20 protein-coding genes are annotated in these 21,625 nt (G+C 61.7%); 8 read left to right on the forward strand and 12 right to left on the reverse strand.

Going from position 1 to position 21,625, the window contains the following annotated elements; genetic code table 11:
• Positions 1–147: 147 nt before the first annotated feature.
• The 4 genes from KGB07_RS09640 to KGB07_RS09655 are packed head-to-tail and all read right to left on the reverse strand — an operon-like array spanning position 148 to position 2,596.
• Positions 148–444: a DUF167 domain-containing protein gene (locus tag KGB07_RS09640; protein WP_046039238.1), complete on the reverse strand. Its 297-nt coding sequence runs from the start codon at positions 442–444 to the stop codon at positions 148–150.
• The gene (locus KGB07_RS09645; protein ID WP_046039240.1) at positions 444–1,031 is read right to left on the reverse strand and encodes a YggT family protein; all 588 of its coding nucleotides are present in this window, start codon (positions 1,029–1,031) and stop codon (positions 444–446) included. The genes KGB07_RS09640 and KGB07_RS09645 overlap by 1 nt, the downstream gene beginning before the upstream one ends.
• A 24-nt stretch (positions 1,032–1,055) precedes the next feature.
• Positions 1,056–1,874 carry a pyrroline-5-carboxylate reductase gene (gene proC, locus KGB07_RS09650; RefSeq protein WP_046039242.1) on the reverse strand — a complete coding sequence of 273 codons (819 nt, stop codon included), beginning with the start codon at positions 1,872–1,874 and terminating at the stop codon, positions 1,056–1,058.
• A 35-nt stretch (positions 1,875–1,909) separates the two neighbouring features.
• Positions 1,910–2,596: a YggS family pyridoxal phosphate-dependent enzyme gene (locus KGB07_RS09655; RefSeq protein ID WP_223465264.1), complete on the reverse strand. Its 687-nt coding sequence runs from the start codon at positions 2,594–2,596 to the stop codon at positions 1,910–1,912.
• Between the two features lie 56 nt (positions 2,597–2,652).
• Between KGB07_RS09655 and KGB07_RS09660 the strand changes: the two genes are divergently transcribed.
• The gene (locus KGB07_RS09660) at positions 2,653–3,687 is read left to right on the forward strand and encodes a type IV pilus twitching motility protein PilT (RefSeq protein ID WP_046039245.1); all 1,035 of its coding nucleotides are present in this window, start codon (positions 2,653–2,655) and stop codon (positions 3,685–3,687) included.
• Between the two features lie 140 nt (positions 3,688–3,827).
• Here the strand turns inward: KGB07_RS09660 and KGB07_RS09665 are convergent, their stop codons facing one another.
• Positions 3,828–4,448 carry a C40 family peptidase gene (locus tag KGB07_RS09665; protein ID WP_046039247.1) on the reverse strand — a complete coding sequence of 207 codons (621 nt, stop codon included), beginning with the start codon at positions 4,446–4,448 and terminating at the stop codon, positions 3,828–3,830.
• Between the two features lie 251 nt (positions 4,449–4,699).
• On the opposite strand from KGB07_RS09665, the gene KGB07_RS09670 reads away from it, so the two are divergent.
• Positions 4,700–5,119 carry an NINE protein gene (locus tag KGB07_RS09670; RefSeq protein WP_046039250.1) on the forward strand — a complete coding sequence of 140 codons (420 nt, stop codon included), beginning with the start codon at positions 4,700–4,702 and terminating at the stop codon, positions 5,117–5,119.
• 89 nt (positions 5,120–5,208) lie between these two features.
• Here the strand turns inward: KGB07_RS09670 and KGB07_RS09675 are convergent, their stop codons facing one another.
• From KGB07_RS09675 to gshB, 7 genes are all read right to left on the reverse strand, one after another.
• Positions 5,209–6,480 carry a dihydroorotase gene (locus KGB07_RS09675; RefSeq protein WP_223465265.1) on the reverse strand — a complete coding sequence of 424 codons (1,272 nt, stop codon included), beginning with the start codon at positions 6,478–6,480 and terminating at the stop codon, positions 5,209–5,211.
• Positions 6,477–7,481: an aspartate carbamoyltransferase catalytic subunit gene (locus KGB07_RS09680; RefSeq protein WP_007939362.1), complete on the reverse strand. Its 1,005-nt coding sequence runs from the start codon at positions 7,479–7,481 to the stop codon at positions 6,477–6,479. Before KGB07_RS09680 ends, KGB07_RS09675 begins: the two co-directional genes overlap by 4 nt.
• 27 nt (positions 7,482–7,508) lie before the next feature.
• Positions 7,509–8,012 (reverse strand): bifunctional pyr operon transcriptional regulator/uracil phosphoribosyltransferase PyrR, encoded by a 504-nt coding sequence (gene pyrR, locus KGB07_RS09685; protein WP_046039256.1) that lies wholly within the window; start codon positions 8,010–8,012, stop codon positions 7,509–7,511.
• Positions 8,013–8,091: 79 nt separating this feature from the next.
• Positions 8,092–8,529 (reverse strand): Holliday junction resolvase RuvX, encoded by a 438-nt coding sequence (gene ruvX, locus KGB07_RS09690; protein WP_056726497.1) that lies wholly within the window; start codon positions 8,527–8,529, stop codon positions 8,092–8,094.
• Positions 8,529–9,101 carry a YqgE/AlgH family protein gene (locus tag KGB07_RS09695; RefSeq protein WP_046039260.1) on the reverse strand — a complete coding sequence of 191 codons (573 nt, stop codon included), beginning with the start codon at positions 9,099–9,101 and terminating at the stop codon, positions 8,529–8,531. The genes ruvX and KGB07_RS09695 overlap by 1 nt, the downstream gene beginning before the upstream one ends.
• A 192-nt stretch (positions 9,102–9,293) precedes the next feature.
• On the reverse strand, positions 9,294–10,193 hold the full coding sequence (locus KGB07_RS09700; RefSeq protein ID WP_046039262.1) for an energy transducer TonB: 900 nt from the start codon (positions 10,191–10,193) through the stop codon (positions 9,294–9,296).
• A gap of 106 nt (positions 10,194–10,299) precedes the next feature.
• Positions 10,300–11,271 (reverse strand): glutathione synthase, encoded by a 972-nt coding sequence (gshB, locus tag KGB07_RS09705; protein WP_223465267.1) that lies wholly within the window; start codon positions 11,269–11,271, stop codon positions 10,300–10,302.
• Between the two features lie 235 nt (positions 11,272–11,506).
• Between gshB and pilG the strand changes: the two genes are divergently transcribed.
• The 6 genes from pilG to KGB07_RS09735 all read left to right on the forward strand — a co-directional run bounded on the left by pilG (position 11,507) and on the right by KGB07_RS09735 (position 21,499).
• Complete coding sequence (pilG, locus tag KGB07_RS09710) at positions 11,507–11,911, forward strand: twitching motility response regulator PilG (protein ID WP_007987791.1); 405 nt, start codon at positions 11,507–11,509, stop codon at positions 11,909–11,911.
• A gap of 57 nt (positions 11,912–11,968) precedes the next feature.
• Complete coding sequence (gene pilH, locus KGB07_RS09715) at positions 11,969–12,334, forward strand: twitching motility response regulator PilH (protein ID WP_007897961.1); 366 nt, start codon at positions 11,969–11,971, stop codon at positions 12,332–12,334.
• Between the two features lie 10 nt (positions 12,335–12,344).
• Entirely contained in the window at positions 12,345–12,884 is a 540-nt protein-coding gene (locus KGB07_RS09720; RefSeq protein ID WP_046039266.1) for a chemotaxis protein CheW, read from the forward strand.
• 156 nt (positions 12,885–13,040) lie between these two features.
• Positions 13,041–15,101, forward strand: coding sequence for a methyl-accepting chemotaxis protein (locus tag KGB07_RS09725; protein ID WP_046039268.1), 2,061 nt, complete (start codon positions 13,041–13,043; stop codon positions 15,099–15,101).
• A gap of 37 nt (positions 15,102–15,138) precedes the next feature.
• A complete protein-coding gene (locus KGB07_RS09730; protein ID WP_223465269.1) occupies positions 15,139–21,045 on the forward strand; it encodes an Hpt domain-containing protein in 5,907 nt (1,968 codons plus the stop codon).
• Entirely contained in the window at positions 21,038–21,499 is a 462-nt protein-coding gene (locus KGB07_RS09735; RefSeq protein ID WP_223465270.1) for a chemotaxis protein CheW, read from the forward strand. Before KGB07_RS09730 ends, KGB07_RS09735 begins: the two co-directional genes overlap by 8 nt.
• Positions 21,500–21,625 lie beyond the last annotated feature (126 nt).

Below are 21,625 nucleotides of genomic sequence, written 5' to 3' on the forward strand. Positions count from 1 at the left end.
AAAGACCGCTGGGGTTAGCGGCAAGCAAAGGTCCGAGCTGTTTTCCTCCAGCTGTAACGAGGTGTATTCATTGCGAGCAGGCTCGCTCCCACAGGGATTGCATTTCAGATGTGGAAGCGAGCCTGCTCGCGATGAACGATGACGCGGTCAGCCTGCCGGGCGCACCAGATCAGGCAAGTCCGGCAACTTCTTCGGCGAACAGATTCGCACCCGTTTCTGCCGGTTCAACTCGCCACTGATCAGGCTGACCTGGCTCTTGGACACGCCAAAGGCCTTGGCCAGGAACGCCATCAGATACGCGTTGGCCTTGCCCTCGACCGGCGGCGCGGTCAGGCGGATCTTCAGGCGATCGCCGTGCAGCCCGCAGAAATCATCACTGCGGGCTGCCGGTTGCAGGTGACACTCCAGAATCAGGTCGTCACCGTCCCAGCGGAAGTAGCTCATCAGATCAGGCCGAGCAGACCCTGTGGCATGAAGGCATAGTACGCAAGGCGCGGGATCAGCCAGCTTTGCAGCAACTGGATCACGATGAACGCGAAGATCGGCGAAATATCGAGGCCGCCCAGGTTCGGGATGATGCGGCGGAACGGGGCGAGTACCGGTTCAGTAATCTGCGCGACCAGCTCAGCCCCTGGGTTGTGGCTGCCCGGGGCAACCCAGGAGAGAATCACGCTGATGATCATCGCGTAGAACAGCACATTCAAAAACAACGAGAACAGGGCGATCACCGACCATGGCGCAATCAGCAACCAGTTAACCTCGAAGCCTTTGAGCGTGAGGATGACCGCCATCAGCAGTATCTGCACGATCAGCGCCAGCACCAGCGACGACATATCCAGCCCGAACATGCTCGGGATGACCCGGCGCAGCGGCTTGAGCAGAGGTTGGGTGGCTTTGACGATGAACTGGCAGAGCGGGTTGTAAAAATTCGCCCGAACCAGTTGTAGGATGAAGCGCAGCAGTACAATCAGTAGATAAAGGCTGCCCAAGGTTTTAATGATGAAAACGGCAGCATCGTTGAGTCCTAGCATTATTGAGTCCTTTTTAAGAGCTGATTAGCGGCCAAGTTGCTCAGCCATCTCGGCCGAGCGATGCGCGGCAGCGCCGAGTGCCTTTTCGACCAGGGCTTCGAAGCCATTGGCCTGGAACGACTTGATTGCAGCTTCCGTGGTGCCCGCAGGCGAGGTGACACGGCGGCGCAACTCGGCAGCGTCTACGTCGCTGGAGACCGCCATGTGTGCGGCACCCAGGGCGGTTTGCAAGGTCAGTTGCGCGGCGATGTCCGCTGGCAGGCCGAGTTTCACGCCGGCGGCGGTCATGGCCTCGATCAATAGGAAGAAATACGCCGGGCCCGAGCCGGACACGGCGGTGACGGCATCCAGTTGCTGCTCTTCATTCAGCCATAGGGCGATGCCGACCGCGGACAGCAACTCCTGGGCCTGCTGACGCTGTTCGGCGGACACCTCGGCTGTCGCGAACAGGCCGCTTGCACCCTGACGCACCAACGCCGGGGTGTTGGGCATGCAGCGCACGATCGGCTGTGCGCCGAGCCAGTTGTTCATGCTGGCGCAGGTGATGCCCGCGGCAATCGAAACCACCAGTTGATCGGGCTTGAGGCTTGGGCGAATGGCTTCGCACACGGCTTTCATCGCCTGGGGTTTGACCGCCAGCACGACCACGTCGGCACCGTCGATGGCCTGGGCGTTGTCGGCAAAGGTTTTGATGCCGTGTTCAGCACTCACGCGGGCGCGGGTTTCTTCACCCGGATCGCTGGCGCGGATCTGCGCTGCTTCCAGACCCTTGGCCCGCAGGCCACCGATCAGGCTGGCGGCCATGTTACCGGCACCGATAAAGGCAATACGCGTCTTGCTCATGTCAGGTCCTTATAAAGAGAAGAGTCAGCCATTTTTCAAGGCTGACCGTAGTCGCGGGCGCCAAACAAGGCCGTACCGATACGGACCCAGGTGGCACCTAGGGCAATGGCTGACTCGAGGTCATGGCTCATGCCCATGGAAAGTGTGTCGAGCGGCAGGTTCAGGCTGGCTTGCAGGCTTTGCACGGCAGCGAAAGCGGCATCCTGGGCGGCGCGATCTTCCGTAGGCTCCGGGATTGCCATCAACCCGCGCAGTTTCAGGCGCGGCAGGTCGCTGATGGCGTTGGCCAGAGCCGGCAGGTCGGCCGGGGCGCAGCCGGATTTGCTGGCTTCACCGCTGACATTGACCTGAATGCAGATGTTCAGGGGCGGCAAATCGGCGGGACGCTGTTCGGACAGGCGTTGTGCGATTTTCAGACGATCCACGGAATGCACCCAGTCGAAGTGCTCGGCGATAGCACGAGTCTTGTTCGATTGAATGGGGCCGATGAAGTGCCAGATCAAGGGCAGGTCGGCCAGTTCCAGCTGTTTACCCAGCGCTTCCTGCAAGTAGTTCTCGCCAAAGTCGCGCAGGCCGGTGGCGTAGGCTTCACGCAGGTCCTGAGCGGGTTTGGTCTTGCTCACAGCCAGCAACCGGACGCTGTTTTCGGCGCGGTTCGCGGCAAGTGTTGCGGCATGTATGCGCGAACTAACCTGAAGAATGTTGTCTGCTATGGTGGACATCAAGAGGCGCCAGCGGTCTGAAGGTTCGCGGCATTCTACTGGAATTGAGAGGCGCTATGGATATCACTGAGCTGCTGGCATTCAGCGCCAAACAGGGGGCATCCGACCTGCACCTGTCTGCCGGCCTGCCGCCGATGATTCGCGTCGACGGTGATGTGCGGCGCATCAATCTGCCGGCCCTGGATCACCAACAGGTGCAGGCTCTGATCCATGCCATCATGAATGACGCCCAGCGGGTGGAATTCGAAAAGCATCTGGAAACCGACTTTTCCTTCGACGTGCCCGGCGTGGCGCGCTTTCGGGTCAATGTGTTCAATCAGAACCGTGGCGCGGGTGCCGTGTTTCGCACAATCCCGTCAAAAGTGCAGAGCATGGACGAACTGGGCATGGGCGGCGTGTTCCACAAGATGACCGACGCTCCCCGTGGCCTGGTGCTGGTGACCGGCCCGACCGGTTCCGGCAAGTCCACCACGCTGGCGGCGATGATCGATTACCTCAATACCCATCGTCATCACCACATCCTCACCATCGAGGACCCCATCGAGTTCGTTCATGAGTCGCGCAAATGCCTGATCAATCAGCGTGAAGTCCATCGCGATACCCGTAGTTTCGCCACCGCCTTGCGTTCGGCACTGCGGGAAGACCCGGATGTGATTCTGGTGGGGGAGATGCGCGATCTGGAGACCATTCGCCTGGCATTGACCGCGGCCGAAACCGGCCATCTGGTGTTCGGCACGCTGCACACCACGTCGGCGGCGAAAACCATCGACCGGGTGGTCGACGTGTTTCCGGGGGACGAGAAGTCGATGGTGCGCTCGATGCTCTCCGAGTCGCTGCTGGCGGTGGTGTCCCAGACCCTGGTGAAGAAAATCGGCGGCGGACGCATCGCGGCCCACGAGATCATGCTGGGGACATCGGCGATCCGCAACCTGATCCGCGAGGACAAGGTGGCGCAAATGTACTCGGCGATTCAGTCGGGAGGGTCGTTGGGGATGCAGACGCTGGATATGAGCTTGAAGGACCTGGTGACCAAGGGGTTGGTCAGTCGTGAACATGCGCGGGAGAAGGCGCGGTCACCGGATAACTTCTGAGAATTGCAATGTTACCTGTGGCGAGGGAGCTTGCTCCCGCTGGGTTGCGAAGCAACCCCAAAAAACCGGGAACGCTACGCACTCCAGCGGGAGTAAGCTCCCTCGCCACAAGTACTCGCCGTCAGGTGTGCGCTAGCCAATCAGCGCTGAACAACCCGCAGCTGATTCGGCTCTTTCGGCAGAACCCGCTTGGCAACCACGTAGTGGTTTTCCCAGTACGGTTTCTTCAAGGTATCGATGGACACCGACTTGCCACGACGTGGCGCGTGGATGAAACGGTCGTTGCCCAGGTAAATGGCAACGTGATTGACCCGACGGCTCTTGATGTTGAAGAAAATCAGGTCGCCCGGCTTCAGGTCGTCGCGATCGACTTTCTCCCCATGACCGCTGGCCATGGCGTTGGAGGTGCGTGGCAGGTCGAACGTGGCGTCGTTGAACGCGTATTTTACCAGGCCGCTGCAATCGAAGCCTTTGCTTGGGCTGCTGCCGCCCCAACGATAGGGAGTGCCAAGGACGTTCACAGCGCGGCTCAGCACGTTGCTGCTTTCCTTGGTGCCCATCGGTGGAACCAGGCCGCTTTTGTCGTTGGCCAGGCTTGGAGCATATTTAGCGGATTTCTTGTCTTTGCTCGAAGGAGCAGAGGCATGGGATTTTGGGGTGTAACCATTAACGTTAGGAAGACGTTGCTCACGATTGGTGGCGTGGGCGGCCAGTGGCATCAAAAGGCAAATGGTTAGCCATGTCTTGAAAAATGAACGCATTAGGCAAGGCTCTTAATAAGTTAGCGCGCAACTTTATAACAGCTTTTTTGCCGCCTCCGAGGCCGTTGGTCGATTCAATCTGGAGGGAAATGGTGGCAAAAAAGCGGCAAAATGGCGCAATTGTCGGACAGGAGTCCGGTGTTACAAGGCTTTGACGGGAGTGAAGGTAGCATTTGCCATACGTCGGATGCCTGTAAAAAAGTCACAAAGAATTAAAGAATATTTATCTATCGTATGAATCGAGGTCATTCATGAACCCCTATCAACAGGCTGTCCAGCAGCAAGACACCCACAGTAAAGTGATCGGTTACCTGCTGTGGATTTTCGGTTTCACCGGCGCTCACCGCTTCTATTACGGCAAGCCGGTGACCGGGACGATCTGGTTCTTCACCTTCGGCTTGCTGGGGATCGGTTGGCTGATCGACCTTTTCCTGATTCCGGCGATGGACCGCGAGGCTGACCTGCGGTTTACCGCGGGCCCCATCGAATACAACGTGGCGTGGATCCTGCTGACTTTTCTCGGGGTGTTCGGTGTGCACCGGATGTATCAGGGGAAATGGATCAGCGGGTTGCTGTACCTGGTGACGGGCGGGTTGTTCTTTATTGGCGTGCTGTATGACTTCTGGACGTTGAATGACCAGGTTTCTGTGCGTAACGCGCAGAGTCGATAAGCGAAGAGCAAAAGATCGCAGCCTGCGGCAGCTCCTGCAGGGAAATGCATATTCCCGTGTGAGCTGCCGCAGGTTGCGATCTTTTGTTTTTAAGCCTGGTGGCTGATCCGCCCATCCACCAGGGTGTAACGCACCACACCCGGCAGGCTATGGCCAATGAACGGGCAGTTTTCGCCCTTGGACAGCCAGGTTTCACCCGCCACGGTCGAGGCCGCAGGGTCGAACAGCACGATGTCCGCCGCGCCACCCACCGCCAGTTTGCCTGCCGGCAGGCGCAAGGCCTCGGCAGGGCCGGCGCTCAGGCGCTTGAGCAACGTCGGCAGGTCCAGCAAGCCGTCTTCGACCAGGGTCATTGCCAGTGGCAATAGCAGTTCAACGCTGCTGATGCCCGGCTCGGTCGCGCCGAACGGTGCCAGTTTGGCGTCACGCTCATGGGGTTGGTGATGGCTGGAGATGGCCGAGATCACGCCGGATTTCACCGCTGCGCGCAGGCCCTCGCGGTCGGCGCGGGTGCGTAGCGGCGGCTGGACGTGGTACAGGCTGCTGAAGCCGATCAGGGCTTCGTCGGTCAGGATCAGCTGGTACAGGGCGACATCCGCGGTCACCTTCAGGCCCCGGGCCTGGGCCTGGGCGATCAGCTCCACGCCGCGTGCGCTTGTGAGCTGGCTGAAGTGTGCGCGCACGCCGGTCTGTTCAACCAGCAGCAGATCCCGGGCCAGGGCGACGGTCTCGGCACTTTCCGGAATGCCCGGCAAGCCCAGGAAGCTGGCGGTCGGCCCTTCATGAGCCAGGCCACCTTCGGCCAGGTCGTAATCCTGGGAGTTGAAAATCACCGTCAGGTCGAAAGTCGCTGCGTAGTCCAGCGCCCGGCACAGGGTACGGGTGTTGCGGAAACTCTCCAGGCCGTTGCCGAAGGCCACGCAACCGGCATCGCGCAGTGCCACGAGCTCGGCCAGCTGTTCACCGTCCAGGCCTTTGCTCAGGGCGCCAATCGGGAAGACTTTGGTGTTGCCGGCCTCACGGGCGCGGTCGAGGATCAGTTCGGCCACCGCCGAGGTGTCCAGGACCGGTTTGGTCTTTGGCGGGCAGCACAGGCTGGTCACGCCGCCAGCCGCCGCCGCGCGGGTTTCGCTGACAATCGAGCCTTTGCGGCTGTAACCCGGTTCGCGCAGGGCAACGTTGAGGTCGACCAGGCCGGGAGCGGCCACCAGGCCTTTGGCGTCGATGGTGTCGACGGCGACAAAACCGGCTGGCGCAGCGCCAAGGGCGACGACTTTGCAGGCTTCAATGTGGATATCGGTCACTTGATCCAGGCCAGTGGCCGGATCGATCACGCGGGCACCGAGAATGCTGAGCTTCACTGGGCGTTCTCCTGCTCGAATTGGCGTTGCGCAGTCTGCCCGCTCATGGCCATGGACAGTACCGCCATACGAATGGCGATCCCGTAGGTCACCTGGTTGAGGATCACCGAATGCGGGCCGTCGGCCACCGCCGATTCGATTTCCACGCCACGGTTGATCGGCCCCGGGTGCATCACGATGGCATCGGGCTTGGCGCCGGCCAGGCGCGCGGTGGTCAGGCCGAACAGGCGGTAGAACTCGCCCTCGCTCGGCAACAGGCCGCCGGTCATGCGTTCACGCTGCAGGCGCAACATGATCACCACGTCGACGTCTTTCAGGCCTTCGGTCATGTCGGTGTAGACCTTCACGCCGTATTGCTCGATGCCGATCGGCAGCAGGGTTTTCGGCGCGATCACGCGGATGTCCGGGCAACCGAGGGTTTTCAGGGCCAGCATGTTCGAGCGCGCGACTCGCGAATGCAGGATATCGCCGACGATGGCCACCGAAAGGTTTTCGAAACCGCCCTTGTGTCGACGGATGGTCAGCATGTCGAGCATGCCCTGGGTCGGGTGTGCGTGCCGGCCGTCGCCGCCGTTGATGATCGCCACTTGCGGGCAGACATGTTCGGCGATGAAGTGCGCGGCACCCGAATCACCGTGGCGCACGACGAACATGTCGGCGGCCATGGCTTCCAGGTTGCGCAGGGTGTCGAGCAGGGTTTCGCCCTTGCTCGCCGACGACGTGGACACGTTGAGGGTGATCACGTCCGCCGAGAGCCGTTGGGCCGCCAGTTCGAAGGTGGTGCGGGTGCGGGTCGAGTTCTCGAAGAACACGTTGCACACGGTCTTGCCGCGCAGTAGCGGGACTTTCTTCACGGCCCGGGCGCCGACTTCAAGGAAGGAGTCGGCGGTGTCGAGGATTTCCGTCAACAGCTCGCGGCGCAAACCGTCGAGCGAGAGGAAGTGGCGCAGCTGGCCCTGATCATTGAGCTGCAGCGGGCGCTTGGTTTCTAGAGGCGTCATCGCGAGGGGGACTCTCAATAGGGCGAATTAAAGGGCGAGGTCTTGCAGTTCGAGCGCAAGCTCCGGGCCGGACAGCTTCACCCGTTCGTGGGCGGCCAGCGACAGGGTCGCGCCAACCACGTTCGGGCGGATCGGCAGTTCGCCGGCGTCCAGGTCCAGCAGGCACACCAGCGTCACGCTGGCCGGGCGGCCGTAGTCGAACAGTTCGTTCATGGCGGCGCGGATGGTCCGGCCGCTCATCAGTACGTCGTCGATCAGCACCAGGTGCTGGCCTTCGATCTCGAACGGCAGCGCCGAAGGGCGAACCTGCGGGTGCAGGCCGTTCTGGCTGAAGTCGTCGCGGTAGAAGGACACGTCCAGGGTGCCGAGGGGCTCATTGCTGCCCAGCTCCTTGAGCAGGGCCTGGGCCACCCAGACGCCGCCGGTACGGATGCCGATGAAGCGCGGGTCGCTGATGCCTCGTTTGACCAGATAGGCGTCAAGTCGGGTCGCCATCTGGCTGATCAGTTCGGCGGGATTGGGCAGGCTCATGGTTGCTCCTTCTTGGGCCCGAGCCAGCCTGTGCGGGAAGTGGCTCGGGTTGTAGCTAAGAGAGACGCACAGCGGCTCTTCAGGATTCAAACAGTGCGGTGTTTTCGTCGAGCCAGCCTTGCAGCAGCAGGGCGGCGGCGATGGCATCGACCGGGTTGTCGCGGTAACTGCCTTTCTGGCCACCACGAGCCAGGCGTTCGCCCTTGGCCTCGAAGGTGGTCAGGCGTTCATCGTGGGTATAGAAGGGCAGGTTGAAGCGGCCGTTCAGGCGCCGGGCGAACTTTTCCGCGCGGGCGCACATGTCGCTGGGCGTACCGTCCATGTTCAACGGTAGGCCGACCACAACAGCATCGGGTTTCCACTCTTTGATGAGAGCTTCGACCTGGTTCCAGTCGGGGATGCCGTTCTGCGCCTTCAGGGTGCACAGCTCGCGAGCCTGGCCGGTAATCACCTGGCCGACCGCAACGCCGATCTGTTTGGTGCCGTAGTCAAAACCCAGAATCAGCTTCAGGGCCATCAGGCGTGCCCCGCCTGGCTGGTCAGCAGGCTGAGGTTGACGCCCAGATGTTTGGCCGCCGCTTCCAGGCGCAATTCACTGCTGGTATTGAACAGGATGTCGGCGTCGAACGGGCAGTTCAGCCAGGCGTTCTGCGCCAGTTCGGCCTCCAGTTGCCCGGCTTCCCAACCGGCGTAGCCGAGGGCAATCAGGCTTTTCGCCGGGCCGACACCGTCAGCGATGGCGAACAGCACGTCCTGGGAGGTCGACAGGGCCAGCTCGTCTTCCAGATCAACGGTCGCCTGGAAGCTCAGACCTTTGGGGTGAAGAACGAAACCGCGATCGGTCTGCACCGGGCCACCGATGAAGATCGGCACATGCTGGCAGAGCGCTGGCGGTTCGATTTCCGGGCGCAATTGCTCAAGGATATCGGCCAGGTTCAGATCTTGCGGACGGTTGACCACCAGCCCCATGGCGCCATTGGCCGTGTGCTCGACGATGTAGGTCAAGGTGTGCGCAAAGTTCGGGTCGGCCATGTGTGGCATGGCGATCAGGAATTGATGCTTGAGGTAGCTGGGGCTGACGTTTTTCATGACCGCTAGTGTGGCGTTCGAGGGGCGAACTGACAAGCTGGGGATGCACAGGAAATGCCCCGAATATCAGTCGCGACACAGATTAAGTGTGGGAGCGAGCCTGCTCGCGATGATGGCGGTACATCCAGCATTTAAGTGTCAGACAGATCGCAATCGCGAGCAGGCTCGCTCCTACAGGGGGTTTGCGGTGAATCAATTGCTTGAGAGCCTGTCACCACGGGCAAATTTCCAGGTGCGGATGATCTCCAGCCGGTCGATATCCGACAAATCCCCGGTAAACGGTGCAAAGGGTGCTGCCAGTCGCACAATCCGCTGGGCCGCCTGGTCCAGCAGCGGTTGGCCCGAAGATTCCAGCACCAGCACTTCATACAGCGAACCGTCGCGGTTGATCGACACCATCAGGCGCAAGTTGCCGTAGATCTGTTTGCGCCGCGCTTCGTCGGGGTAGTTGAGGTTGCCGATGCGCTCGACTTTCTTGCGCCATTCGTCCTTGTACCAGGCGCCCTTGTCGCGCATGGTCGAGGCCGCGCTCAAACGGTGAATGCGTGGGCGCTTGGCGTACAGCTGTTGTTCGGCGGCCAGTTCCGCTTCGAGGCTGGCGATGTCGCTGGACAGTTGCTCGCTGTCGAAGGTCGGCGCCTGGACCTGGGGCTTGACCTCGGTCTTGGGCTCCTCGGTCTTGGCGGGGGCTTTTTTCGGCTTCGGCGCCACGGTGGTCACGGCAGCCTTCGGCGGGGCCTCCTGCGCTTCAGGCTTGGCGGCCGGCGGTGGCGTGACCTTTTGCACCTTGTTGTCCTGGAACGGCGCGACCTCGGTGGTCTTGGGAATCGCCTTTTTATCCAGGGTGCCGCTGCCTTGCTGATTTTCCTGGGCCAGGAAATCGGCTTTCTCGGGCTTTTTTTCGCTTTTGAAGGTGGCGAGGGTGATTTCCAGGGTTTTGCTGATCTGCTTGGGCTCGACCACTGCAAACCCGACACCCAACAGCAAGGCCAGGTGGATCAACACCGCCAGAAACAGGGTAAAACCGAGGCGATCAGCCGGGCGCACGCCACGGTGGGCGAGCTCAGCAGGCAGATCGGACGGGAGGGTCATGGCAAAAAAACCAACATCGCGTTTTTACGGGCCCGGCATGATAACGCAATGTTGGTTTTTAGCTTCAAGCTCTAAGCTTCAAGCGACAAGCTGTACTCCGCACGCTTCAAGCTTGCCGCTTGTGGCTTGCAGCTTGCAGCTGCTTCTCTATGGCATCCATCAACATGCCGCCGATGTCAGTGCCAAACGCGTTATCGATCTCGCGAATGCAGGTCGGGCTGGTGACGTTGATCTCGGTCAGGTGTTCGCCGATCACGTCCAGGCCAACGAACAGCAGGCCTTTTTCACGCAGGGTCGGGCCGACTTGCGCGGCGATCCAGCGGTCCTTGTCGGTCAGCGGACGGGCTTCGCCGCGACCACCGGCAGCGAGGTTGCCACGGGTTTCGCCTTGGGCTGGAATCCGCGCCAGGCAATAATCCACAGGCTCGCCATCGATCATCAGAATGCGCTTGTCGCCGTCCTTGATCGCCGGCAGGTAGGCCTGGCCCATGATCTGCTGGGCGCCGAGGGCGGTCAGGGTTTCGAGGATCACCGACAGGTTCGGATCGCCCGCGCGGTGACGGAAAATCGACGTGCCGCCCATGCCATCTAGCGGCTTGAGGATCACGTCGCCGTGTTTGGCGGCGAATTCGCGCAACACGTCGGCGCGGCGACTGACTACGGTCGGCGGCGTGCACTGCGGGAACAGCGTGGCGAACAGCTTCTCGTTGCAGTCACGCAGGCTTTGCGGCTTGTTGACCACCAGCACGCCAGCGCGCTCGGCTTGCTCCAGCAAATAGGTGGAGTAGACGAACTCCATATCGAACGGCGGATCCTTGCGCATCAGGATCACGTCCAGATCGCTCAGCAGCGCGTCGCTTTCGGCGCCCAGTTCGAACCATTTTCCCGGGTTGGCGAACACCTGCAGCGGACGCATCCGGGCCCGGGCCTGGCCTTCGCCCTGATACAGGTCGCGCTGTTCCATGTAGAACAGCTCCCAGCCACGCTTCTGCGCGGCCAGCAGCATGGCCAGCGAGCTATCCTTTTTATAGGAAATGCTGGCGATAGGGTCCATGACAATCCCGACGCGAACGCTCATTGGGTTTTCCTCGAAAATTGGCTACCGGATCGGTATGAAAAAAGTGGCGTCAGAGTGGCGCTGAGTGTGTTCCCGGTCAAGGAAAAACCACCTTGCGGGTCGGCCGATAGATTGGTTCTGGAGACTGTGCTAAAAAGGCTGCCATGTCGTGCCGGCCCTTGAACATCAAGGGTTTCGAGCCGCGTTAACCGGCAAACGGACAATTTGTTTCGCAAAGGCGACGGTAGAGCATTTTATGGAACAGCACCCCAGCGCCTTGAAGGTCATGGTGATCGACGATTCGAAGACGATCCGTCGCACCGCCGAAACGCTGCTCAAGAACGTGGGTTGTGAGGTCATCACGGCCATCGACGGTTTTGATGCCCTGGCCAAGATTGCCGACAACCATCCCGGCATCATCTTTGTCGACATCATGATGCCGCGGCTGGATGGCTATCAGACCTGCGCCCTGATCAAGAACAACAGCGCGTTCAAGTCCACGCCGGTGATTATGCTGTCGTCCAAGGACGGGCTGTTCGACAAGGCCAAGGGGCGCATCGTTGGCTCCGACCAGTTTTTGACCAAGCCGTTCAGCAAGGAAGAATTGCTTGATGCGATCCAGGCCCATGTTCCTGGCTTCGCCGCCGTTTTGCCGCAGTAGGACACGCACAGTGACGCTCGGCCATCGGGCCAGGCGTCGACAAGAATGGGGAAGACCATGGCACGTATTCTGATCGTCGATGATTCGCCGACCGAAATGTACAAACTGACCGGCATGCTGGAAAAGCACGGTCATGAAGTGTTGAAAGCCGAAAACGGCGCCGACGGCGTGGCCCTGGCCCGCCAGGAAAAGCCCGATGCAGTGCTGATGGACATCGTCATGCCCGGCCTCAACGGCTTCCAGGCCACCCGCCAACTGACCAAAGACCCGGAAACCGGGCATATCCCGGTGATCATCATCACCACCAAGGATCAGGAAACCGACAAGGTCTGGGGCACGCGCCAGGGCGCCAAGGACTATCTGACCAAACCGGTCGATGAAGACACCCTGATCAAGACCCTGAACAACGTGCTGGCCGGTTGATCGTCAGGCCATGAACGAGTCGCTGACGGCTTTCGAGCTGCTGCTGCAAATCGACCAGCGCTGTCGTCTGCTGGCGGCGGACCTGCCGTCCCAGCCGGCCCGGCGGGACAGCTGGAGCGGCATCGGTTTTCGCCTGGGCGAACACTGGTATGTCGCGCCCATGAGCGAAGTCAGCGAAGTCTTGCATGAGCCGCGCTCCACTCAGCTGCCGGGGGTCAAACCCTGGGTCAAGGGTGTCGCCAACCTGCGCGGGCGTTTGCTGCCGGTCATGGACCTGTGCGGCTTCTTCGGGCACGAGCTTTCGGCGGCGCGCCGGCAGCGGCGGGTGTTGGTGGTGGAACATGAAGAGGTGTTTGCCGGGTTGCTGGTCGATGAAGTCTTCGGCCTCCAGCACTTTGCCCAGGACAGCCTGGAGCCGGTGCCGGCAGACGAGTTGAAGGGGCCGGTGGCGGCGTTCGTCAAAGGCCGGTTTCAGCGCGAGCAGTGCTGGCAGGTGTTCAGCCCGTTTGCGTTGACGCAGTCCCAGGGGTTCATGAACGTCGCGGTGTAGTTGGAGCAACAGAGAACCTTGTGGGAGCGAGCTTGCTCGCGATGACGGACTTGCAGCCAGCATTAATGTCGACTGACACACCGCTATCGCGAGCAAGCTCGCTCCCACAGGTTCCTCGGCAAGTCTTGGAAGGTGTGGGTTAACAGGCGAGGACCGATGATAAAAGCAAAAGCAGGCAAGCCAATGGAAGGGTCGCGCAGCCGGTCGCAGATTATCGTGCTGTTTATCGCGCTGATCGTCTTCATCATGCTGCTGTTCGCCAACTTCGCGTACCTCAACACCCAGGCTGTCTATGACAAACAGTACATCGGCCACGCCGGCGAACTGCGCGTGCTGTCCCAGCGTATTGCCAAGAACGCCACCGAAGCCGCCGCCGGCAAGTCTGCCGCGTTCAAGTTGCTCAGTGATGCGCGCAACGATTTCGCCCAGCGCTGGGGTTATCTGAAGAAGGGCGACCCGGCCACCGGTCTGCCGCCAGCCCCTACCACCGTGCGTCCAGAGATGCGCGCGGTGCAACAGGACTGGGAACGCCTGCTGAAAAACACCGATGCGATTCTTTCCAGCGAGCAAACCGTCCTGTCGCTGCATCAGGTCGCCGCGACCCTGGCCGAAACCGTGCCGCAATTGCAGGTCGAGTACGAGAAAGTCGTCGAGATCCTGCTTCAGCGGGGTGCCCCGGCGGCCCAGGTGGCTATGGCCCAGCGCCAGTCGCTGCTGGCCGAGCGAATCCTCGGCGCGGTCAACACGGTGTTGGCCGGCGACGAAAATTCTCAGCAGGCCGCCGATGCATTCGGGCGTGACGCGACGCAGTTCGGCAAGGTGCTCAATGGCATGCTCCAGGGCGACCCGGCGCTCAAGGTCAGCCAGGTCGAAGACCACGACGCCCGTGCGCGACTCGCGGAAATTTCCGAGCTGTTCGAGTTCGTCTCGGGCTCGGTGGACGAGATTCTCGAAACCTCGCCGGAACTATTCAAGGTCCGCGAATCGGCCTCGAACATTTTCAGCCTGTCGCAAACCCTGCTCGACGAAGCCTCACACCTGGCCAGCGGTTTCGAAAACATGGTCGGCGGGCGCACCACAGACACCATTGGCGGTTATGTGCTGGGCTTGTTGGCGCTGGCTTCGATCATCCTGATCGGCATGGTGATGGTGCGCGAAACCAATCGTCAGTTGCGCGAAACCGCCGAGAAAAACGAGCGAAACCAGAACGCGATCATGCGCCTGCTCGACGAGATCGAAGACCTGGCCGATGGCGACCTCACGGTGACGGCCTCGGTGACCGAAGACTTTACCGGCACTATCGCCGACTCGATCAACTACTCCGTCGACCAGTTGCGCGATCTGGTCGCGACCATCAACCTCACCGCCGGCCAGGTGGCCGCCGCCGTGCAGGAAACCCAGGCCACCGCCATGCATCTGGCCCAAGCGTCGGAACATCAGGCCCAGCAGATTTCCGAAGCGTCGATGGCGATCAACGACATGGCCGAGTCCATCGACCAGGTGTCGGCCAACGCGGCGGAATCTTCGGCGGTTGCCGAGCGCTCGGTGGAAATCGCCAACAAGGGCAACGAGGTGGTGCACAACACCATCCACGGCATGGACAACATTCGCGAACAGATTCAGGACACCGCTAAACGCATCAAGCGCCTGGGCGAGTCATCCCAGGAAATCGGCGACATTGTCAGCCTGATCGATGACATTGCCGACCAGACCAACATCCTTGCCCTCAACGCGGCCATCCAGGCGTCCATGGCCGGTGACGCCGGTCGCGGTTTCGCCGTGGTCGCCGATGAAGTGCAGCGCCTGGCCGAGCGCTCGTCCGCCGCTACCCGGCAGATCGAAACCCTGGTGCGGGCGATCCAGACCGACACCAACGAAGCCGTCATTTCCATGGAGCAGACGACGACCGAAGTGGTGCGCGGCGCTCGTCTGGCGCAGGATGCCGGTGTGGCCCTGGAAGAAATCGAAGGCGTGTCCAAGACACTTGCGGCGTTGATCCAGAGCATTTCCAATGCGGCGCAACAACAGACGTCGTCGGCCGGTCAGATTTCCCTGACGATGAACGTGATCCAGCAGATCACCTCGCAGACGTCGTCGGGTTCCACCGCCACGGCCGACAGCATCGGCAACCTGGCGAAAATGGCCAGTCAGTTGCGTCGTTCGGTGTCCGGTTTCACCTTGCCCGATGCCAAGGCGCAGGTTGTGGACAAAGCTTGAACCGCCCATGGGTATCTGAATTGTGATTGGAGTGGTTATGGGTGATCGGCACGACTATGTGGCCCTCGAGTGGGTCAAGGGCGAGATTGCCGAAACGCTGAAACAGGCTCATCACGCGATTGAAAACCTGCTCGATGATCCGCAGGCGACCCAAGCGCTGGATGATTGCCTGGCATGCATCCATCAAGTCCACGGCAGTTTGCAGATGGTCGAGTTCTACGGCGCGGCGTTGCTCGCCGAAGAAATGGAACAGCTGGCCATGGCCTTGCAGAGCAACCGTGCCAGCCATCGCGACGAGGCGTTGCACTTGTTGATGCAGGCCCTCGGGCAACTGCCGATCTACCTCGAGCGGGTGCAAGGCGCGCGTCGCGACTTGCCACTGGTGGTGTTGCCCCTGATCAACGACCTGCGCAGCGCCCGTGGCGAAAGCCTGTTGTCGGAAACTAGCCTGTTCAGCCCGCAATTGCCCGAGTTGCCAGCGTTGGATGCAAAAACGCTGGCGCAGCTGGAGCCGGCCGAGTTGCCCGGTGTGCTGCGCAAGCTTCGGCAGATGCTGCAGCTTGCGCTGGTCGGATTCCTGCGTGAACAGGACAACGACACCAACCTCGATTACCTGGCCAAGGTCTTCACCCGCCTCGAAGCACTGTGCACCAATGCACCTCTGAGCCCGTTATGGCAGGTGGCATCGGCGCTGGTCGAAGGCATGCGGGGCGGTGCGATCGCCAACAGCCCGGCCTTGCGCAGTCTGTTCAAGGAGGCCGACAAGGAACTCAAGCGCATGCTCGAACAAGGCATGCCCGGCATCAATCAACCGGCCCCGCCGGAGCTGCTCAAGAGTTTGCTGTTCTACATTGCTAAGGCCGAACATCCCACCGGGCAGATGCTGACCATGAAAGAACGCTACTCACTGGACGACGCGCTGCCTGACAGCGCGATGGTCGATGAAGAACGCGCGCGGCTGGCCGGTCCCGACCGTGATGCCATGCGCTCGGTACTGGCTGCGCTGTGCGAAGAGCTGGTGCGGGTCAAGGAGCGCCTGGACCTGTTCGTGCGCAGTGACCGCCAGCACACCTCCGACCTCGACAGCCTGCTGGCGCCGCTGCGGCAAATCGCTGACACCTTGGCGGTGCTGGGTTTCGGCCAGCCGCGCAAGGTGATCATCGATCAATTGGCGGTGGTGCTCAGTCTCGCTCAGGGTCAGCGCGAACCCAACGATGCGATCCTCATGGACGTTGCCGGGGCCTTGTTGTACGTCGAAGCGACGCTGGCCGGCATGGTCGGAACCGTTGAGCCGGAGAGCCAGGACGACAACCACCTGCCGACCACCGACCTGACGCAGATCCATCAGATCGTGATCAAGGAGGCCCGCATCTGTTTGCTGCAGGCCAAGGACATGATCGTCGACTACATCGACGCCGATTGGGACCGCCAGCATTTGCAGGCGCTGCCGGCCTTGCTGACCCAGGTGCGCGGGGCACTGGCGATGATTCCCTTGAGCCGGGCGGCGAGCCTGGTCGAGACCTGCAATCACTTTATTCGCGAGCACCTGCTGCTCGAGCCGGGTCAACCGGGCTGGCAGGAACTGGACAGCCTGGCCGACGTGATCACCAGCATCGAGTACTACCTCGAGCGCCTCAGCGATGACCCGCAGGCGCAGGGTGAAAACCTGCTCGATGTCGCGGAAAAAAGCCTGGCAAGCCTCGGGTTTTTCCCCAGTGAGCAGCATGTGCCCGTGCTTGATGATGTACTCAACCCGAGCGATGCGCAGGTCATGCAGATGATGCAGGAGCTGGATGATCCACAGATCGTCCAGACCCTGGCCGATGTGCTCGCCAGCCCGGTTTCGAGCCTGAACCCGCCCGCGTTGAACACCCCGGGCAGCCTGCTGCCGCCGCCCGCGGGCGAAGAGCCGGTGGACGAAGAACTGCGCGAAGTGTTCCTCGAAGAAACCGACGAGGTCCTGGAAGTCCTGCGCGAGTACTTACCGCGCTGGTCGGTCAACCCTGACAACCGTTCGGCCCTGGGTGAGCTGCGCCGCGCCTTCCATACCCTCAAGGGCAGTGGCCGCATGGTGCGCGCCCTGGTGCTGGGCGAGCTGGCCTGGGCCGTGGAAAACCTGCTTAACCGCGTACTGGAAAACAGCGTGGAACCGGGCGCCACGGTGCAGCAACTGATCGGCGATGTGCTGCATCTGCTGCCGGAACTGGTGGCCGAATACGCCGCCAATGCCCAGCGTCAGCGCAACGATGTCGACCAGTTGGCCGCCCGCGCCCATGCCCTGGCCAAGGGCGATGAACCGGTGTCCGATGAGGATACGCAAGATGTCGCGGCCCTCGACCCGCTGTTGCTGGAGATCTTCCGCAAAGAAGCCGAAACCCATCTGGGCAGCCTCAATCGCTTCCTTGATCAGGCCGCCGAACATGTGCCGTTGCAGGCCAGCGACGAATTGCAGCGCGCCTTGCACACCCTTAAGGGCAGCGCTTATATGGCCGGTGTGTTGCCGATTGCCGAGCTGGCCGCACCGCTGGATCAACTGGCCCGAGAATACAAGGCGCACCTGATCGCGCTGGATCTGGATGAAGTCGAATTGCTGCTGGAAGCTGAAGGGCTGTTTCGCCTCGGTTTGCGCCAGCTCAAGAAAGATCCGCTGGCGGAAATTCCCGGTGCCCGGGGTTTGGCCGAGCGAGCCAGGGCGCTGCTGGCCGAGCACCTGGAAAACCTCCTGAGCACACCGAGCACCGGGCTGCGGATCAAACGCGATCCGCAACTGATCAACAACTTCCTCGCCCAGGGCATGGACATCCTGCTGGACGCCGAAAGCCTGTTGCAGCGTTGGCAGCAACATCCCGGCGAACGTCAGGAACTCAGTGCGCTGCTGGACGAATTGACCACCCTCGGCGAAGGCGCCCACCTGGCCGACCTGCACCCGGTGGATGAATTGTGCGAAGCGTTGCTCGATCTCTACGGTGCCGTGGAAGAAAGCAGCCTGGCAGTCAGCGAGCGGTTTTTCCATGAAGCACAGGCTGCCCACGAAGCGCTGATCAACATGCTCGACGAACTGGCCGCCGGCCAGGAAGTCAGCCCGCAGCCGCAACGGATCAGGGCCTTGCGCGAACTGCTCGACGAGAGCCTTGACCCTTCCGCCATGGGCCTGATCCGCAGCGATGGCAGCCGCAGCTTGAGCATCCGCGAATTGGGTACGGCCACCGCCGAGCTTGAGCAGAGTGCGACGGCGCCAGGACTGGACGATGAAATCGTTGCGATCTTCCTTGAAGAGGCGGTGGATATCCTCGAAAGCGCCGGTCAGGCCTTGCAGCGCTGGTTGCGCGACTCGGACAACGCCGCGCCGCTGTCGTCCCTGCAACGGGATTTACACACCCTCAAGGGTGGCGCGCGCATGGCCGAGGTCGGGCCGGTCGGGGATCTGGCCCATGAACTGGAAAGCCTTTACCAGGGCTTGGTGGACCGTCGTTATGCCTTCAGCGATTCACTGGCGGTACTGCTCAAACAGAGCCATGAGCGACTGGCGCTGTACCTCGAACAGTTGCAGCTCAACCAGCCGCTGGACGATGCCCCTGAGCTGATCGAAGCCATTCGTGCCTACCGTCAAGGTCATTCGGGTATCGCCGAGTCCGCCCGGCAGGCGACCGACAACGACTCGGCTGCGCACGATCCGGAATTGCTGGAGATCTTCCTCGAGGAAGGTTTCGATATCATCGAAAGCTCCGGGGCGGCGCTGGAGCGCTGGCAGGCCCAACCTTCGAGTCGTCAGGAAGTGGAAACCCTGCTGCGCGACCTGCACACGCTCAAGGGTGGCGCGCGCATGGTGGAAATCGCCGCGATCGGCGATCTGGCCCATGAACTGGAGTTCCTCTACGAAGGCCTGTCCACCGGCGTGCTGCAACCGACGGAGCCGTTGTTTGCGCTGTTGCAGCGCAGCCATGACCGCCTGGCGCAGATGCTCGACGCGGCCCGCGCCGGCGAGCCGATGCCGCCGGCCGACCGCTTGATCGATGCGATCAAGAACTTCAGCCACCCGGCCGTGCCTGAAGCGCCCGCGCCGGTTGCGCCGTCGGCCACGCCCAAGGCCGAGCCGCTGGCGCCGCCGTCCGATGTCGGCGCCGACATGGTCAAGGTCTCGGCGGAGCTGCTCGACGATTTGGTCAACCTGGCCGGTGAAACCTCGATCTTCCGTGGCCGGATCGAGCAGCAGGTCAACGATGCGCACATCGCCCTGAATGAGATGGAGACTACCATCGAGCGGATGCGCGACCAGTTGCGCCGCCTCGACACCGAGACCCAGGGGCGGATCCTCAGCCGCCAGCAAGTCGACGCCGAACGCCTGGGCTACGAGGAATTCGACCCGCTGGAAATGGACCGCCACTCACAATTGCAGCAACTGTCCCGGGCGCTGTTCGAATCGGCCTCTGACTTGCTCGACCTCAAGGAAACCCTCGAGCGACGCAATCACGACACGGAAAACCTGCTGCAACAGCAGGGCCGCATCAACACCGAATTGCAGGAAGGCCTGATGCGCACGCGCATGGTGCCGTTCGAACGCATGCTCCCGCGTTTGCAGCGCATCGTCCGGCAGGTGTCCAGCGAACTGGGCAAGGACGTGGATTTCATCGTCGACAACGCCGAAGGCGAGATGGATCGCAACGTTCTCGAGCGCATGGCCGCGCCGCTGGAACACATGCTGCGCAACTCCGTCGACCATGGCCTGGAGTCCGTCGAAGCGCGGCTGGCGGCGGGGAAACCGGCCAAGGGCAAGATCACCCTCGATCTGCTGCGCGAAGGCGGCGACATCATTTTCGACATCCGCGACGACGGCGCCGGTGTGCCGCTGGACGCGGTGCGGCGCAAGGCGATCAAGCGCGGCCTGCTCGCCCCGGACAGTGTCATCAGTGATCACGACGTGTTGCAGTTCATCCTGCAACCGGGGTTTTCCACCGCCGAAAAAATCACCCAGATCTCCGGGCGCGGCGTTGGCATGGACGTGGTGCACGAAGAGGTGCGGCAACTGGGCGGCACCATGAGCATCGACTCGGTGCCCGGGCAGGGCGTGCATTTCCGCATTCGCCTGCCGTTTACCGTATCGGTCAACCGGGCGTTGATGGTGCAGTGCGGTGAGGACCAATACGCGATCCCGCTCAATACCATCGACGGCATCGTGCGCGTCCTGCCCAATGAACTCGAAGGGTATTTCCGCTTCGATTCGCCGACCTACGAATACGCCGGACAACGTTACGAGCTGTGCTACCTGGGTGAGCTGCTGAAAACCAGCCCGCGCCCGAAACTGTTGGGCCAGAGCCTGCCATTGCCAGTGTTGCTGGTGCAGTGCAACGAACGGCACATTGCGGTGCTGGTGGACGCCATGGCCGGCACTCGCGAAATCGTGGTCAAGAGCCTGGGGCCGCAGTTTGCGGCGGTGCAAGGGGTGTCCGGGGCGACGATTCTCGGGGATGGCCGGGTGGTGCTGATTCTGGATTTGCTGGCGCCGATCCGCGCCATGCAGGCCCGTGTACCCCAGCGTCCGGCGGGGCAAGAGATCGAGGCCGAACCGCATCGGCCGCTGCTGGTGATGGTGGTCGACGACTCGGTCACCGTGCGCAAGGTCACCAGCCGCTTGCTCGAACGCCACGGCATGAACGTGCTGACCGCCAAGGACGGGGTCGATGCCATGCTGCTGCTGGAAGAGCATATGCCCGACCTGATGCTGCTGGACATCGAGATGCCGCGCATGGATGGCTTCGAAGTCGCGACCCAGGTGCGCAACGACGAACGCCTGCAACACCTGCCGATCATCATGATCACCTCCCGCACCGGACAGAAACACCGCGACCGCGCCATGGCCATCGGCGTCAATGATTATCTTGGCAAGCCGTACCAGGAATCGGTGCTGCTCGAAAGCATCGCCTTGTGGAGCAAGACCCATGCTTGAGCACCGCACCAGCAACCTCACAGGCCTGCTGCTGCCGTTGGCCGACCGCAACCTGATCCTGCCCAACGTCGCCGTTGCCGAGCTGATCGATTACCAGCAGCCGGGGACGTTCGACCTCGACACACCGCCGTGGTATCTGGGCCTGGTGACCTGGCGCGACCGGCAGATTCCGCTGCTGAGTTTCGAGTCGGCATGCGCGCAGAAAGTCGTCATCGGCGAACGCGCGCGGATCGTCATTCTCAACGCCCTTGGCGGGCGGCCCGAACTGAAGTTCATCGCGCTGTTGGTGCAGGGGATTCCTCGCTCCTGCAAGCTCGATAGCCAGTTGAGTTATGTGGATGTGCCGTTGTGTTCGCTGGAGCAGGCGGCGGTGCAGGTGGGCGAGCAGGTGGCCAAGGTGCCGGATTTGTTGGCGCTGGAGGCGTTGTTGGTGGATGCCGGGTTAATCAACTGATCCCGATTCAGTTGTGGTCTTTCCGGCCCCTTCGCGGGCAAGCCCGCTCCCACAGTGTCCGTGTGTTGCCCAAATTCAACGGCAACCACTAACCCTGTGGGAGCGGGCTTGCCCGCGAAGAGGCCC

This window comes from Pseudomonas sp. GL-RE-26 (assembly GCF_019956275.1).
GTDB lineage: Bacteria > Pseudomonadota > Gammaproteobacteria > Pseudomonadales > Pseudomonadaceae > Aquipseudomonas > Aquipseudomonas grandcourensis.

Bases quoted from the DNA above. Each gene is read 5' to 3' on its own strand.
- KGB07_RS09640 (WP_046039238.1), bottom strand. From the start codon at position 444: ATGAGCTACTTCCGCTGGGACGGTGACGACCTGATTCTGGAGTGTCAC.
- KGB07_RS09645 (WP_046039240.1), bottom strand. From the start codon at position 1,031: ATGCTAGGACTCAACGATGCTGCCGTTTTCATCATTAAAACCTTGGGC.
- proC (WP_046039242.1), bottom strand. From the start codon at position 1,874: ATGAGCAAGACGCGTATTGCCTTTATCGGTGCCGGTAACATGGCCGCC.
- KGB07_RS09655 (WP_223465264.1), bottom strand. From the start codon at position 2,596: ATGTCCACCATAGCAGACAACATTCTTCAGGTTAGTTCGCGCATACAT.
- KGB07_RS09660 (WP_046039245.1), top strand. From the start codon at position 2,653: ATGGATATCACTGAGCTGCTGGCATTCAGCGCCAAACAGGGGGCATCC.
- KGB07_RS09665 (WP_046039247.1), bottom strand. From the start codon at position 4,448: ATGCGTTCATTTTTCAAGACATGGCTAACCATTTGCCTTTTGATGCCA.
- KGB07_RS09670 (WP_046039250.1), top strand. From the start codon at position 4,700: ATGAACCCCTATCAACAGGCTGTCCAGCAGCAAGACACCCACAGTAAA.
- KGB07_RS09680 (WP_007939362.1), bottom strand. From the start codon at position 7,481: ATGACGCCTCTAGAAACCAAGCGCCCGCTGCAGCTCAATGATCAGGGC.
- pyrR (WP_046039256.1), bottom strand. From the start codon at position 8,012: ATGAGCCTGCCCAATCCCGCCGAACTGATCAGCCAGATGGCGACCCGA.
- ruvX (WP_056726497.1), bottom strand. From the start codon at position 8,529: ATGGCCCTGAAGCTGATTCTGGGTTTTGACTACGGCACCAAACAGATC.
- KGB07_RS09695 (WP_046039260.1), bottom strand. From the start codon at position 9,101: ATGAAAAACGTCAGCCCCAGCTACCTCAAGCATCAATTCCTGATCGCC.
- KGB07_RS09700 (WP_046039262.1), bottom strand. From the start codon at position 10,193: ATGACCCTCCCGTCCGATCTGCCTGCTGAGCTCGCCCACCGTGGCGTG.
- gshB (WP_223465267.1), bottom strand. From the start codon at position 11,271: ATGAGCGTTCGCGTCGGGATTGTCATGGACCCTATCGCCAGCATTTCC.
- pilG (WP_007987791.1), top strand. From the start codon at position 11,507: ATGGAACAGCACCCCAGCGCCTTGAAGGTCATGGTGATCGACGATTCG.
- pilH (WP_007897961.1), top strand. From the start codon at position 11,969: ATGGCACGTATTCTGATCGTCGATGATTCGCCGACCGAAATGTACAAA.
- KGB07_RS09720 (WP_046039266.1), top strand. From the start codon at position 12,345: ATGAACGAGTCGCTGACGGCTTTCGAGCTGCTGCTGCAAATCGACCAG.
- KGB07_RS09725 (WP_046039268.1), top strand. From the start codon at position 13,041: ATGATAAAAGCAAAAGCAGGCAAGCCAATGGAAGGGTCGCGCAGCCGG.
- KGB07_RS09730 (WP_223465269.1), top strand. From the start codon at position 15,139: ATGGGTGATCGGCACGACTATGTGGCCCTCGAGTGGGTCAAGGGCGAG.
- KGB07_RS09735 (WP_223465270.1), top strand. From the start codon at position 21,038: ATGCTTGAGCACCGCACCAGCAACCTCACAGGCCTGCTGCTGCCGTTG.